This is a genomic window from Magnetospirillum aberrantis SpK (assembly GCF_011022235.1).
Lineage (GTDB): Bacteria > Pseudomonadota > Alphaproteobacteria > Rhodospirillales > Magnetospirillaceae > Magnetospirillum > Magnetospirillum aberrantis.
The window spans coordinates 89,567-103,747 of record NZ_JAAIYP010000039.1 but is presented as its reverse complement, the minus strand read 5'-3'; the positions used below and the strand labels follow the sequence as shown (position 1 = coordinate 103,747).

Below are 14,181 nucleotides of genomic sequence, written 5' to 3'. Positions count from 1 at the left end.
CGGCCGCGCGAACAGACGTGCGGCCATGGGGTGGCGCGAGCGGCACAAGCTAGCTCCTCATTCGTTTGCGGTCAATAGAAACTGGCGAATAATCTTAAAGATTCCAGGCTCGATGCTTTCCGAAAATTGCGTGGAAACCACTTCCGGCGCATCAAGCTGATTTCTGAACCATGTCATCTGGCGTTTGGCGTAGTTGCGGGTGGACTGGCAGGCGCGGGCGATGGCGGTGTCGCAATCCCAGGCGCCGCCTAGCCATCCGGCCAGTTCCGGCACGCCCAGGGCCTTCATGGCGGGCAGTGCCGGGTCCAGTTTCAGGTCCAACAAGGCCTGCACTTCGTCGGGGGCGCCATGCTCCATCATCATGGCGAAGCGGCGGTCGCAATTGGCGTAAAGGGTGTCGCGCGGCGGCAACAGGGCGAAGGTCAGCCACCGCGCCGGCACCGCGCCCTCCATGGGCTGGGCCTGCCATTCGGCCAAGGATCGCCCGGTGGCCTCCAGAACCTCCCAGGCTCGGGCCAGCCTTTGGCTGTTGGCCGGGTTCAGCCGCGCCGCCATGATCGGGTCGCGGACCGCCAGTTCGGCGTGGAAGGCCGGGTTCCCCAACCGTGCCAGACGGGCACGGGCGTCTTCGCGCACCGCGTCGGGAATGTCCGGGATGGGCGAGATGCCATGCATCAGGGTGCGCAGATAAAGCCCGGTGCCGCCCACCACCACCGGCAGCTTGCCCGCCGTCCAGGCATCGCGCATGGCGGTGGCGGCAAGGTCTTTCCACAGCGCCGCCGAACAGGCCAGCGACGGCGGCAGCACGCCGTACACCCGATGCGGCGCCAGGGCTTCCTCTTCCGGCGACGGCCGTGCGGTGACCACCCGCAAGACGTCGTAGACCTGCATGGAATCGGCGTTGATCACTACGCCGTCGAATTCGCGGGCGATGGCCAGCGCCATGCCGGATTTTCCCGAGGCGGTGGGACCGGCGATGACGATGGCCGGCGGCAGGAACGAGGGAGGGAACAAGTCGGACATGCGCGGGAAGACCGGAAAGAGAACCAGCCCTTTAGATAGGGCAGGTGAACATGACGGGAAACTGAAAACACACCGGGATGGGGTGGAGGCCGGTTGCGTGAGAAGATCGAAGATGCGACCTTAGTTATATGAACTCAGGCCGTTGGATGGGGGCAGCATGAGCTTTCGGTCGATTCGTCTTGGAATCCTGGTCCCTGTGCTGATGACGTTGGCGGTGGGGCTGGTCAGCGTGGTGGCCTTTACCTCCTGGGTTCTGTTCCGTGACGCACGCTCGGCTGCCGCCGACACCATGCGTGAAACGGCGCGGGCGCAGACCCCGACCGTGGTTCGGCTGTTGGACGACGCCCTGGGCACGGCGCGAACCAACGCAGCCTGGGCCAGGGCGCAATTGAGCGAAGGCGTGCTTGATCGCGCCCATTTCGGTCAGGCGTTGTCGGTGGTGCTTGAGAGCAACCCGGAATTCACCGGTGTCTATGCCGGCATGGAACCCAATTTCGACGGACGCGACGCCGAATACGCCGGGACCGCCTGGGGCGACGAAAAGGGGCGTTTCCTCATCTACGCCTTCCGCAATTCCGGCAAGGTCGGGCTGGAAAACACGCCGTTGACCGGCGATGCGGCAGAACAGTTCTGGTATTACGGGCCGCTGAAGGAAAAGCGCGAGGCGGTGACGCCGCCCTATTGGTACGAAGTGAGCGGCGAGAAAACCCTGATGTCGTCGGTGGCGGTGCCGCTGGTGGTGGACGGCAAGGGTTTGGGGGTGCTGACCGTGGACATCAGCCTGGGCACGGTGCAACGCCAGTTGGGGGTGCTCAAGCCCATGGGGACCGGCTGGGCGGGCTTGGTTTCGGCTGACGGCCAGTGGGTCGCCAATCCCGAGGGCGGCAAGTTGGGCAAACAGCTCGAAGACCCGGTCTTCAAGGGCGCACTTGAGCGTGTCCGCAGTGGCGAGGTGGCCGAGGCGACCATCGACGACATCCACACCGGCAAACGTGCGGCGATGGTCATGGTCCCGGTGCGCTTTGGTCGCACCGACAAGGTCTGGGGCTTTACCGTGGTGGTGCCCGAGGAAACCATCCTGGCGACCGCCATCTCCACCCGTACGACCCTGGTCGTCGCCGGCATGCTGATTTTGGCGGTTGCCGCGGGCATCGTCCTGGTGGTGGGCAACGGCATCGCCCGGCCGGTGACGCGCATGACCTCGGCCATGTCCGAGTTGGCGGCTGGCAATCTTGCGGTGGCGGTGGAAGGAGCGGGGCGGCGCGACGAACTGGGCGGCATGGCCAAGGCGTTGCAGGTGTTCAAGGACAACGCCGCCGCCATGGCCGAGATGACCGAGCGCAACCGCCGCATGGAACAAGAGACGGCCGAAGCCCGCCGTACATTGCTGGTCGAAACGGCCAATTCCTTTGAAACCGAAATCGGCGTTGTGGTGCGTTCGGTGGGCGAGGCGGCCGATGCGCTGCAAGGAACCGCCCATTCCATGCGAGATATCGCCGGCCGCGTCAATACCCAGGCCGCCGAGGTGGCGTCGTCCGCCGACAGCGCGTCGGGCAACGTCCAGACGGTGGCGGCGGCGGCCGAGGAACTGGCCGCGTCCATCAACGAAATCAGCCGTCAGGTGGCGCATTCGTCGCAATCGGCCGGCGAGGCGGTGCGTCAGGTGGAAATCAACCGTGCCACCGTTGGCCGCCTGACCGAAGCGGCGGGCCGCATCGGCGAAGTGGTGACGCTGATCAACGATATCGCCCAGCAAACCAACCTGTTGGCGCTGAACGCCACCATCGAGGCGGCTCGCGCCGGCGAGGCCGGCAAGGGCTTCGCCGTGGTTGCCGGCGAGGTCAAGAGTCTTGCCACCCAGACCGCACGCGCCACCGAGGAGATATCGGCGCAGGTGCTGGAGGTGCAGAACACCACCCGCGAGGCGGTGGCCGCTATCGGCGAGGTGGCGACCACCATCTCCGGCATCGACCAGATCGCCGCCCAGATCGCCGCGGCGGTGGAGGAACAGGCGGCCGCCACCAAGGAGATCACCCGCTCGGTGCAGCAAGCGGCCGAGGGCACCCACGCGGTGTCCGACGGTATCGCCCTGGTGCACGAAGCGGCCGAGGAAAGCGGCGCCAGCGCCGCAAGCGTGTTGGCCGGGGCCGACATCCTGTCGGCCGACGCCATCACCTTGCGCGACAAGGTGGACCAGCTTGTCGCCCGCATTCGTGCCGGCTGATCCGCGCTTCCCCTTGCCAAGCGGGCCGGCGCGCCGTAAAGAGGCGCCATCCGCCCCATCATCGGTAAAGAGCGCCCGTCCATGGATAACGTGCTGACCCTGATCGGCGCCGCCGGCGTCCAACTGGAAGACGCCCTGGTCGGGCGATTGCGAACCAACCTGCGCGGCCTGGGAGCCGACGTGGCGCCGCCCGACTGGCTGTCGCCCGGCCGTGTCGCCGACATCCGTTTCGGTCATCTCGCCTGTGAACAGGCCGACGCCGCCGCCCGTGCCCTGCTGGGCGCCGTTCCGGCGGACGTGGTGGCGCAGCCGGCCGAGGGACGGCGCAAGCAATTGCTGGTGGCCGACATGGACGCCACCATGGTTGTCGGCGAAACCTTGGACGAGTTGGCGGAACATGCCGGCATCAAGGACAAGATCGCCGCCATCACCGCACGGGCCATGAATGGCGAATTGGTGTTCGAACAGGCCTTGCGCGAACGCATCGCCCTGTTGGACGGATTGCCGGAAAGCGCCCTGGCCGAAACCTGGGAACGGACCCGCCTGATGCCCGGTGCCCAGGTCCTGGTGCGTACCATGAAGGCATCCGGCGCCTATGCCGTTCTGGTGTCGGGCGGCTTCACCTACTTCACCAGCCGTGTGCGCGAGGTCTGTGGCTTCGACATGGATCTGGGCAACCGCTTCATCTTCAAGAAGGGCAAGCTGGCTGGGGTCGAGGACCCGATCCTTGGGCGTGAGACCAAGCTGGCCACTCTGCTCGGCACCGCCGGGGAGCGCAAGATTCCGCTGTCCATGGCGGTGGCGGTGGGCGATGGAGCCAACGATCTCGACATGATCCGTGCCGCCGGATTAGGCGTCGCCTTCCACGCCAAGCCGGTGGTGGCGGCCGAGGCCCGCGTGCGGATCGACCACGGCGACCTGACGGCCCTGTTGTATGCCCAGGGCTATCGCGACGCTGATTTCGTGCAATAGGCAACGGTCAGAACGGCAGGTCGTCGACCTCGCCGCCGCGCGCCAGGGTCACCCAATCGGACAAGTCGCCGGCCGAGCAATGGTCGGCTCCGCCCAGGGGGCCGTTCCATAAGGCGTTCAACGCCTCGCCGGCGGTCATGAACAGGGCGTGGCCGAAGATCGGCGAATGACGCCGGGCCGAACGCTGCACTTGGGCGATGATCGGCAGGAAGCGGTCATCGACCACGACCGCGTCGACCGCCAGCCCGTCGCGCCCGGACAGGTCTTCGAGCCGGGCGACCCGTTCCAGCGTGACCGGGGCGGAAGCCGAAAAACGGCGCAGGCATTCCCAGGTGACGGAATGGTCGGTGCAGACGACGATTCGATGGGCCATGGCGCGAACTCCGGCGCGAACTTCCAACCTTGAAAGTATGCCGGTTCGGGGTGTCGCGCCGCAAACGGCAGCCTGCGATGCTTTGTGTCGGGCTGTGGCGGTTTCTTAAACGAAAGAAGGGGGCTTGCGCCCCCTTCTCCAGCTTTGGTCGGATGTTCCGGCCGGTTTACTTTTTCTTGGCCTCGGCCAGCGGCAGCGCCACGTAACGCGGGGCCTGGGTGGTTTCGATGCGCAGCAGCAGGAACTTCTGGCCGGTTGCGCGGGCCTGATCGATCATCTTGGTCAGGTCGGCGGTGCTGCGCACGGCCTTGTGCCCGGCCTCGGTGATGACGTCGCCGGGCTTCATGCCCTTTTCCGCCGCCGGGCCGTCCTTGACGTCGATGACCACCAGACCCTGGGTTTCCTCGTCCAGGCCGAAGCGGTCGCGCAATTGCGGGGTCAGTGGCGCCACCGACAGCCCGGTCCCGGCCACCACATGGCCGCTGGGGCTGGGCTGGGGCTTTTCCGCCGCCTTGGCCTGTTCGGGCTGTTCGTCCAGCATCTCGCCGACCGCGACGTTCAGGTTCATGCGTTTGCCGTCGCGCCACAATTCCACCGGCACCGACTTGTTGACCGGGGTTTCGGCGACGATGCGCGGCAACTTGCGCATTTCGCCGACTTCCTTGCCGTCGAACTTCAAGATGACGTCACCGGCCTTGATGCCGGCGGTGGCGGCCGGGCTACCGTCGTTGACCGAAGCGACCAGGGCGCCATGCGATTCGGTCAGGCCCATGGTCTCGGCCAGTTCCTGGTCGAGGGATTGGATACGCACGCCCAGCCAGCCGCGACGGGTCTTGCCGAACTTCTTGAGGTCGTCGATGACCGGCCGCGCCAGACTGGAGGGAATGGCGAAGCCGATGCCGATCGAGCCGCCCGAGGGCGAGAAGATGGCGGTGTTGATGCCGATCACCTCGCCGGCCATGTTGAACATGGGGCCGCCCGAGTTGCCGCGGTTGATCGAGGCGTCGGTCTGGAGGAAGTCGTCGTAGGGGCCGGCGTTGATGTCACGCGCGCGGGCCGAGACGATGCCGGCGGTCACCGTGCCGCCCAGGCCGAAGGGGTTGCCGATGGCCAGGACCCAGTCGCCGACGCGGGCGACGTCGGAATTGCCGAAGCCCACGGCCACCAGCGGCTTCTTGCCGGGGTCGATCTTCAGCAGCGCCAGGTCGGTCTTGGTGTCGCGGCCGACCAGGGTGGCGGTGTAGACGGAATCGTCATGCAACGTGACGGTGATTTCGTCGGCGTCGGCGATCACGTGGTTGTTGGTGACCACATAGCCGGCGGCGTCGATGACGAAGCCCGAGCCCAGCGAGGTGGCGCGGCGCGGCGCCGAATCGGGACGCATCTGACGATCAAGGAATTCCTTGAAGAAATCCTCGAACGGCGATCCGGGCGGGAATTGCGGCATCTCGGGCGCGCGTTCCGGGTTCTTGATCGTCTGGGTGGTGGAAATGTTGACCACCGACGGCAACAGCCGTTCCGCAAGGTCCGAGAACCCCGCCGGGGCTTCGCGGGCGCTGGCGGCAAAGGATTGCATCAGCAAGGCGATGGCGACCAGCGCCGCCAACATCAGCGCCGGCAGACGCATGTCGGCGGCGATCGCGCCACGGGCGCGGGTTTGTTTGGTATTGTTCTGGTTTTGCACCGACAAGACCCTCCTTGAAGGGGATTGCTTGGACGACGATCCGAAGCGTCTCAGAGTTTGGGCTTGTGCCGGCCGCCGTCAAGCGGCTTTGCGGACGATGGAAAGCTTGGGAACAGACTATGGCGTCAGTATGGCGGCGCGCACCAGCCAAATGCCGAGAATTCCGGCGATGGCGGTTGCCAGTCCGAACATGCGCAACGTCTGGGGATCAAGCGCCAGCATGGCGGCGATCATGCGCTGCATGGCGCCGGGAAAGAGGGCGTAGGCCACGCCCTCGATCACCAGCGCCAGACAGCAGGCGGTCAGGAAGTCCCTCAACGGCGGCCCGAATTGGCGCCGCCGAAGTGACGGAAGAATTCGCTGTCGGGCGACAGCACCATGGTGGTGTTGCCGTCCGACAGCGTGGTGCGATAAGCCTCGAGCGAGCGATAGAAATCATAGAATTTCGGATCGCGGCCATAGGCTTCGTTATAGATGCGCGAGGATTCGGCGTCGCCTTCCGAACGCAGAACGTTGGCCTGGCGCGTCGCCTCGGCCAGGATGACCGTCCGTTCGCGGTCGGCGCGGGCCCGGATCTGCTGGCCCCATTCGTAACCTTGCGCCCTCAGTTCCTTGGCCTGACGTTCACGTTCCGACTTCATGCGGTCGTAGATGGACTGGCTGGTTTCCTCGGGCAGGTCGGCGCGACGGATGCGCACGTCGGCGACGGCGATGCCATAGGACGCGGCCCGATCCGTCACCTCGGCCAGGATCGCGCTCATGATGCGGGTGCGTTCCTCGGACAGAAGCGACGGCAGCATGACCTGACCCAGCGCCTGACGCAGGGCCGAGCTGACCACCTGGGTCAACTGGCTGCGGGCGTTGGTTTCGTTACGAAGGGTCTGGTAGAACTTGAGCGGGTCCGAGATGCGGTAGCGGGTGTAGGTGTCCACCACGATCCGCTTCTGGTCGCCCAGGATGATTTCCTCGGCCGGCGGTTCCAGCGACAGAAGACGCTGTTCGTAACGCACCACCTCTTCGATCAGCGGCACCTTGAAGTGCAGGCCGGGTTCCTTGATGGTGGCGCGGTGGGCGCCGAGGCGCAGCACCAACGCCTGTTCGGCCTGGTTGACGACGAACAGCGACGAGACGGCGCCGACCACCACCACGGCGGCGGCGATGGCGGCGACGGTCAAAGCGGAGCGGTTCATCGGGCACCTCCTTGGCCGGAATTGGGCTGTTGCGTCGACTTCAACGCCGGCAACGGCAGATAGGGCACCACGCCCTGGCCCTTGGACGCCGGATCAAGGATGACCTTGGGGGTATCCTTCAGCACGGTTTCCATGGTTTCCAGGTACAGGCGGCGTTCGGTGACGTCCTGGGACTGGCGATAGGCGTTGTAAAGCGCCAGGAAGCGCTTGGTCTCACCCTCGGCCTGGTTGACCACCTGTTCCTTGTAGGCCTCGGCCTCCTGAACCAGCCGCTCGACCTCGCCGCGGGCGCGCGGGATGATGTCGTTGCGATAGGCCTCGGCCTCGTTGCGGGCGCGTTCCTGGTCGGCGCGGGCGCGCTGGACGTCGTTGAAGGCGTCGATGACCGCGCTTGGCGGTTCGACCTTCTGCAACTGAACCTGGGTGATCAGGATGCCGGAATCATAGCTGTCGAGCAGGCGTTGAAGCTCGGCCTTGGCGGCCGCCGCGATGGCTTCGCGCTTGTCCGACAACGCCGCCTGGATCGGGTTGCGGCCGATGACGTCGCGCATGGCCGATTCGGCCGCGACCTTCACCGTGCCTTCCGGGTCCTTGATGTTGAACAGCACCTTGCCCGGATCCTTGATCAGCCAGAACACGGTGAAGTCGGTTTCGACGATGTTTTCGTCGCCGGTCAGCATGCGGCTTTCCTCGGGCACGTCGCGGCCGCTGCTCGGGGCGCGGTCGAAGCGGACGTCGCCGGCGGTGCGGAAGCCCAGGTTCAACTGGCGCACCTGGGTGACCTTGATGACCTGGACCGATTCGACGGGGAAGGGCAGGTGATAGCGCAGACCTTCGTCGGTGGTGTCGACCCATTTGCCGAAGCGGGTGACCACGCCCAGTTCCGAGTTGTCCACCTTGTAGAAGCCGGTGGCGCCCCACAGCGCCAGGGCGACGACCGCGATGGCGGCAAGGCTTTGGCCGCCGCCCAGGCCGCGTCCGCCGCCGGGCATGGCGCGCTTCAGCTTTTCCTGGCCGCGGCGGATGATCTCGTCGAAGTCCGGGGTGGGGCCCTGGCCGCCGCCGGGGCCACGACCACCCCACGGGCTGTTGCCGTTGCCGCCGCCGTTGTTGCCGCCGCCGCCCCAGGGGCCTCCACCGCCCCCTTGAGGATTCCAAGGCATCTTTTATCCCTTCACGTCAATGGTCGGCCCCGGTCGAAGCCCGCTTCCACGGCCTCCGCCTCCTTCGCCTTATAGGCCAGGACGGCAGGTCAGGCAACGCGCGGAACGGCAAAAGCGCCGGGTTTCACGCCCATATGGAGAAAAGCGGGGACGATTCAAGGCCGCACCCGCCTTGACCAACGTCCTTAACAAACGGGGCGCGGGGGCCTATATCAGGGACGCCTGAACTGTTTTAACGGAGACCGTTGCCATGGCCGAATTGACCGAAGCCCAGGTGCTGGGTGCCCTCAAGCAGGTGGCGGACCCCGCCCGCGGTGCCGACATCGTCGCCCTGGGGCTGGTGTCCGGGGTGGCGGTCAAGAACGGTCACGTCGCCTTCGCCATCGAGATCGACCCCGCCCGCGCCAAGGAGATGGAGCCGGTGCGCAAGGCCGCCGAGAAAGTGGTCGAGGCGCTGCCGGGCGTGCTGACGGTATCCGCCGTGCTGACCGCCCAGCGTGCGCCCCAGCCCGCGCCCCAGGCCAAGCCGGCCGAGCGTCCGCTGTTGCCGCAGGTCAAGTCGATCATCGCCGTGGCCTCGGGCAAGGGCGGCGTCGGCAAGTCCACCACCTCGACCAATCTGGCGCTGGCGCTGGCCGGCATGGGGCTCAAGGTCGGGCTGTTCGACGCCGACATCTACGGTCCCTCGATGCCGCGCATGCTGGGCATTTCCGGCCAGCCGCAGAGCCCCGACGGCGAGACCCTGTTGCCCATGGAGAACCATGGCATCAAGTGCATGTCCATCGGTTTCCTGGTGCGCGAGGAAGATCCCATCATCTGGCGCGGTCCCATGGTCATGGGGGCGCTCAACCAGTTGCTGCGCGACGTGGAATGGGGCGAACTGGACATCATGGTCATCGACATGCCGCCCGGCACCGGCGACACCCAACTGAGCATCAGCCAGAACCTGCCGCTGACCGGCGCGGTGATCGTCTCGACGCCGCAGGACATCGCGTTGCTGGACGCCCGCAAGGGGCTGAACATGTTCCGCAAGGTGGACGTGCCGGTTCTCGGCCTGATCGAGAACATGAGCTATTACGTTTGTCCGAAATGCGGCGACGAAGCCCATATCTTCGGCCATGGCGGCGCCAAGGCCGAGGCGGCGCGGCTGTCCGCCGAGTTCCTGGGCGAGGTGCCGCTGGACATCGCCATCCGCGAGACCTCGGACGCCGGCACCCCCATCGTGGCGTCCCAGCCCGACAGCCCGCACGCCAAGGCCTATCAGGCGATCGCCGCCAAGGTGTGGGACAAGGTGCGACTGATTCAATCCGGCCGCAAGGGGCCCAAGATCAGCTTCGAATAGGCCAGGACAGATTCCCGCTCTGGCAATGTGGGATGCGCTGCACTATATTGGGTTCGCCGGGTTCGCCCGGCTATGGCGCTAAACGCTATACGGAATAGGCCTTGCGGACCCGGGGGCGGTACCCGGCGCCTCCACCAATTTCCGGCTTCGGCCGGGTCTTCGGGGGCGAAACAGGATCGACGCGGGTAGTAAAGGTATGGTTTGCGCTCGGCATGGTATCCACCGTTATCGGGCTAAACTCAACAAGTGCCAACGACAACGTTGAACTTGCCGCTGCGGCTTAACCCGTAAGCGCGGTCCGGGGGGCACCGGGCAACAGAAGCCCCCCACTTCCTTTTCGGGACGCCGCCATCCGGGGTGTTTTCGATGTCGGTTTACGAGGGGGCCGTGGGCTCAGATGTCGGAAGATAGTTTGCGTTACGACAAGATGGTCGAGGACGCCCTGCGTGGCGTGGTGCGCGATGCCCTGACCCAGACCGCGGAGCACGGTCTGTTCGGCGAGCACCATTTCTACATCACCTTCCGCACCCGTTTTCCCGGCGTCCGGCTTCCCGGCCACATCATGGTCCGCCATCCCGACGAGATGACCATCGTCCTTCAGCACCAGTTCTGGGGGCTTGAGGTGGACGAGAACCATTTCGAGGTGACGCTGTCGTTCTCGGGCGTGTCGGAACGTCTGTACGTGCCGTTCGCCGCCATCACCGGCTTCGCCGATCCGTCCGCCAAGTTCGGCCTTCAGTTTCAGGTCGAGGACGAGGAGGAGGAGTTCGAGGACGAGGATTTGCCCGAGGAAATCCCCGATGGGGATTTGGGTGACGACACCCCGGCCGACACCTCGGACGAGGGCGGCAAGGTCATCGCCCTGGACGCCTTCCGCAAGAAGTAGGACGGCGACGGCTTGCCGCCGCTTCCGGACTTGACGCATCGCTGAAAAAGGTGTTTGTCGAACCCGAGGTTCCCCACCCGCGCGGGGTGGGGATGCCTACCCGTTCCAGACCTTGATCCCGAGGGGCGCTGATGTCCGACTTCGTCTTCCACGAGCTGTTCCCGCTGGCCCATGACGACACTCCGTATCGCAAGATCTCCAGCGAGGGTGTGGGCACCGCCACCTTCAACGGCCAGACCGTCGTCACCGTCGAACCCGAAGCCATCACCAAGCTGACCTTCGAGGCGATCAAGGACACCTCGCATCTGTTGCGGCCCGGTCATCTGGCCCAGTTGCGCAAGATCCTGGACGATTCCGAAGCCTCGGCCAACGATCGCTTCGTCGCCTATGACCTGCTGAAGAACGCCTGCATCTCGGCTGGCGGCACGCTTCCCATGTGCCAGGACACCGGCACCGCCATCGTCATGGGCAAGAAGGGCCAGAAGGTGTGGACCGGCGGCAACGACGAGGCGGCCATCTCCAAGGGCGTGCAGCAGGCCTATACCGACCTGAACCTGCGCTATTCCCAGACCGCGCCGCTGAACATGTACGACGAGGTCAACACCGGCACCAACCTGCCGGCGCAGATCGACCTGTACGCCACCGAAGGCGACGCCTACAAGTTCATGTTCATGGCCAAGGGCGGCGGGTCGGCCAACAAGACCTTCCTGTACCAGCAGACCAAGGCGCTGTTGAACCCGACCAGCTTGCTGAAGTTCCTGGACGCCCAGATCCGCACGCTCGGCACCTCGGCCTGTCCGCCCTATCACCTCGCCATCGTCATCGGCGGCCTGTCGGCGGAAATGGCGCTCAAGACGGTCAAGCTGGCCTCGGCCCGCTATCTCGACAGCCTGCCCACCTCGGGCACCAAGTACGGTCAGGCCTTCCGCGACGTCGAGCTTGAGCAGGTGGTGCTCAAGATGACCCAGGACATGGGCATCGGCGCCCAGTTCGGCGGCAAGTACTTCTGTCACGACGTCCGCGTCATCCGTCTGCCGCGCCATGGCGCGTCGTGCCCGGTGGCCATCGGTGTGTCGTGCTCGGCCGATCGCCAGATCCTGGGCAAGATCACCAAGGACGGCGTCTATGTCGAGGCCATGGAGAAGGATCCGGCCAAGTATCTGCCCGACATCGACCCGTCGCAATTGTCGGGCGAGGTGGTCAAGATCGACCTGAACCGCCCCATGGACGAAATTCGCAAGACCCTGTCGCAATACCCGATCAAGACCCGCGTCAGCCTGACCGGGCCGATGATCGTCGCCCGCGACATCGCCCACGCCAAGCTGAAGGAACGTCTGGACCGTGGAGAGGGCCTGCCGGATTACTTCAAGCAGATGGGGGTCTATTACGCCGGCCCGGCCAAGACCCCGGCCAATTATGCTTCGGGCTCGTTCGGTCCGACCACCGCCGGCCGCATGGATTCCTACGTCGAGCAGTTCCAGGCCGCCGGCGGCTCCATGCTGATGATCGCCAAGGGCAACCGTTCCAAGGCGGTGACCGACGCCTGCAAGGCGCATGGCGGATTTTATCTCGGGTCCATCGGCGGCGCCGCCGCCCGTTTGGCCCAGGACTGCATCAAGAAGGTCGAGGTGGTGGAATATCCCGAACTGGGTATGGAAGCCATCTGGCGGATCGAGGTCGTGGACTTCCCGGCCTTCATCGTCGTCGACGACAAGGGCAACGACTTCTTCGCCGACTTCGCGCACTGAAAGCGCGTGCCGTGACGAACAAGCCCCCGGCCGAACGGCCGGGGGCTTTTTTCGTGGGTACGCTTATTGCCGGTCCGGCGGCGGCCCCTTGTGGTCGGGCATTTTGTCGGGACGCGCGGCCAAACGGCCATCGGAGGCCTTGGCGCAGGTGGCGGCCATGGTCTTGCCGTCGGGCATGGTCATGGTGACGGCGTCACCTTCGCTTTTGTCGGTACAGGCGGTGAAGGCCTCGGGCGGCGGCTGGTGTCCGCCGGGGGGCGGCCCCTTGCGCTCGGGCGCGCTTTGGGCGGCGGCCGAAGCGGCGAAGGCCACCACCATGACGGCGGCGATCCACACGGACAGGCGCATGTCTGCTCTCCATGCAACAGAGGGAAAAACGGCCCTCGTTACACGGCGGAGCGGGGAGGTTCCCTGCGCTTTATTTCTTGATCGGGTGGCACTTGCGCATCTGACGACCGCTGCCGCAATAGCACGGGTCGTCGGGGCGGGCATGCTTTCTCAGGACCGCCAGGAACAGATCCAACGCGGCGTCCGAGTCTTCCTCGCCGGCATCGGCCAATTCCATCCAGCGCGTCAGATTGGAATCGGATGCCAGGGCCAGTCGGCGCGGGCGAGTGTCCTGTGTCGCCGCCGGGTCGGCGACGAACACCGAATGCGAGGCACGGTCCGGCGTGGCGGTGACGTCGATCACTTCGTCCTTGGGGCTGAGCCAGACCACATGCGGTTCGGCGTGCGCCATGACGCGTGGCCACACAACGACGCGCCAGCCGGTCAGCGCGCTGCCGCCGAAGCGTCCGACATGGGCCGGAAGATTGGTCCAGCAATCGCCGTCGCAACCGGGAAAGGGCACGGCCTTGAGCACGGCCGGTTCGGCGTCGGACAGCATGGCGCAGAACCGGCGGATTTCGCCGGTCAGCTTGGGGGGCGTGGAAAGAAAGGTGGCGCGTCGCATGATGGCGGGCAAAATAACCGGCCCGGCCCACGCGGACAAGGCGAAGCGAAAAGGGCCGCCGAAAGAAGGCAGCCCCCGAATTCAGGCCAATGGGCCGGCGATGGCTTCGTGCCGCAACCGCGCCTTGCGTTCCATCTCGCCGACCAGCCACTGGTCCAGCTTGACCCCATAGGGGCGGCCACGTTCCCGCCAGGCCAATTCGGCGCGGCGGGTGACCGTTTCCATATCCTGTCCGCCCGCCAGTTGGGCGGCCATGTCGCGGTTGATGGCGATCAGGGTTTCGATCTGGTCGTCGCCGGTACGCCGGCCGGCCTTGTGGGTGGTCTTCATCACGAAATCGGCGATGCGGCGGTCGGGAATGGTCCAACCCTTGGCGTCGGCGATTTCGGAAAGAGCCTGCCACAGACGGTGATTGACGTTCAGGGCCGCGACGAAACACGACGTATCGTGGGCGTCCGCCATGTCGTCCGCGGCTTTGGTCAGGGCGACCGCGCTGCTTTCTGGCAATGTCAGGCGAACCGGTATGGAGACGCTACCCATGGCTTTCTCCCTTGCCTGTTTCGAAGGACGTCATGTCCTATTTGTCTTTTTGTTAACCCCGAAACGCTAACCTGTGCGTGCGGC

The 14,181-nt window shown here is 65.6% G+C and carries 14 protein-coding genes and 1 other RNA gene; 6 read left to right on the top strand and 9 right to left on the bottom strand.

Going from position 1 to position 14,181, the window contains the following annotated elements; genetic code table 11:
• Positions 1-57 precede the first annotated feature (57 nt).
• Positions 58-1,023, bottom strand: coding sequence for a tRNA (adenosine(37)-N6)-dimethylallyltransferase MiaA (gene miaA / locus G4223_RS13525; protein ID WP_163680685.1), 966 nt, complete (start codon positions 1,021-1,023; stop codon positions 58-60).
• Positions 1,024-1,180: 157 nt separating this feature from the next.
• Between miaA and G4223_RS13520 the strand changes: the two genes are divergently transcribed.
• A complete protein-coding gene (locus tag G4223_RS13520) occupies positions 1,181-3,247 on the top strand; it encodes a methyl-accepting chemotaxis protein (protein ID WP_163680683.1) in 2,067 nt (688 codons plus the stop codon).
• An 81-nt stretch (positions 3,248-3,328) separates the two neighbouring features.
• The gene (serB, locus tag G4223_RS13515; RefSeq protein WP_163680681.1) at positions 3,329-4,219 is read left to right on the top strand and encodes a phosphoserine phosphatase SerB; all 891 of its coding nucleotides are present in this window, start codon (positions 3,329-3,331) and stop codon (positions 4,217-4,219) included.
• Positions 4,220-4,226: 7 nt separating this feature from the next.
• Here the strand turns inward: serB and G4223_RS13510 are convergent, their stop codons facing one another.
• The 5 genes from G4223_RS13510 to hflK all read right to left on the bottom strand — a co-directional run bounded on the left by G4223_RS13510 (position 4,227) and on the right by hflK (position 8,629).
• The gene (locus G4223_RS13510; protein ID WP_163680678.1) at positions 4,227-4,592 is read right to left on the bottom strand and encodes a hypothetical protein; all 366 of its coding nucleotides are present in this window, start codon (positions 4,590-4,592) and stop codon (positions 4,227-4,229) included.
• A gap of 166 nt (positions 4,593-4,758) precedes the next feature.
• Positions 4,759-6,219 carry a DegQ family serine endoprotease gene (locus G4223_RS13505; RefSeq protein ID WP_163681410.1) on the bottom strand — a complete coding sequence of 487 codons (1,461 nt, stop codon included), beginning with the start codon at positions 6,217-6,219 and terminating at the stop codon, positions 4,759-4,761.
• Positions 6,220-6,393: 174 nt separating this feature from the next.
• On the bottom strand, positions 6,394-6,594 hold the full coding sequence (locus G4223_RS13500) for a DUF2065 domain-containing protein (RefSeq protein ID WP_163680675.1): 201 nt from the start codon (positions 6,592-6,594) through the stop codon (positions 6,394-6,396).
• Positions 6,591-7,466, bottom strand: a complete 876-nt coding sequence (gene hflC, locus G4223_RS13495; RefSeq protein WP_163680672.1) for a protease modulator HflC — start codon at positions 7,464-7,466, stop codon at positions 6,591-6,593. The genes G4223_RS13500 and hflC overlap by 4 nt, the downstream gene beginning before the upstream one ends.
• Positions 7,463-8,629 (bottom strand): FtsH protease activity modulator HflK, encoded by a 1,167-nt coding sequence (gene hflK, locus G4223_RS13490; protein WP_163680669.1) that lies wholly within the window; start codon positions 8,627-8,629, stop codon positions 7,463-7,465. Before hflK ends, hflC begins: the two co-directional genes overlap by 4 nt.
• A 250-nt stretch (positions 8,630-8,879) precedes the next feature.
• On the opposite strand from hflK, the gene apbC reads away from it, so the two are divergent.
• From apbC to G4223_RS13470, 4 genes are all read left to right on the top strand, one after another.
• Positions 8,880-9,971 (top strand): iron-sulfur cluster carrier protein ApbC, encoded by a 1,092-nt coding sequence (gene apbC, locus G4223_RS13485; protein ID WP_163680666.1) that lies wholly within the window; start codon positions 8,880-8,882, stop codon positions 9,969-9,971.
• A gap of 16 nt (positions 9,972-9,987) precedes the next feature.
• Positions 9,988-10,302, top strand: a transfer-messenger RNA (tmRNA) gene (gene ssrA / locus G4223_RS13480).
• Positions 10,303-10,368: 66 nt separating this feature from the next.
• Entirely contained in the window at positions 10,369-10,857 is a 489-nt protein-coding gene (locus tag G4223_RS13475; RefSeq protein WP_163680663.1) for an SspB family protein, read from the top strand.
• A gap of 131 nt (positions 10,858-10,988) precedes the next feature.
• Positions 10,989-12,605 carry a fumarate hydratase gene (locus G4223_RS13470; protein ID WP_163680660.1) on the top strand — a complete coding sequence of 539 codons (1,617 nt, stop codon included), beginning with the start codon at positions 10,989-10,991 and terminating at the stop codon, positions 12,603-12,605.
• 63 nt (positions 12,606-12,668) lie between these two features.
• Here the strand turns inward: G4223_RS13470 and G4223_RS13465 are convergent, their stop codons facing one another.
• From G4223_RS13465 to G4223_RS13455, 3 genes are all read right to left on the bottom strand, one after another.
• Positions 12,669-12,953 carry a hypothetical protein gene (locus G4223_RS13465; RefSeq protein ID WP_163680657.1) on the bottom strand — a complete coding sequence of 95 codons (285 nt, stop codon included), beginning with the start codon at positions 12,951-12,953 and terminating at the stop codon, positions 12,669-12,671.
• Positions 12,954-13,023: 70 nt separating this feature from the next.
• Complete coding sequence (locus G4223_RS13460) at positions 13,024-13,557, bottom strand: hypothetical protein (protein ID WP_163680655.1); 534 nt, start codon at positions 13,555-13,557, stop codon at positions 13,024-13,026.
• A gap of 81 nt (positions 13,558-13,638) precedes the next feature.
• Positions 13,639-14,097, bottom strand: coding sequence for a flagellar biosynthesis regulator FlaF (locus G4223_RS13455; protein WP_163680651.1), 459 nt, complete (start codon positions 14,095-14,097; stop codon positions 13,639-13,641).
• Positions 14,098-14,181: the final 84 nt, after the last annotated feature.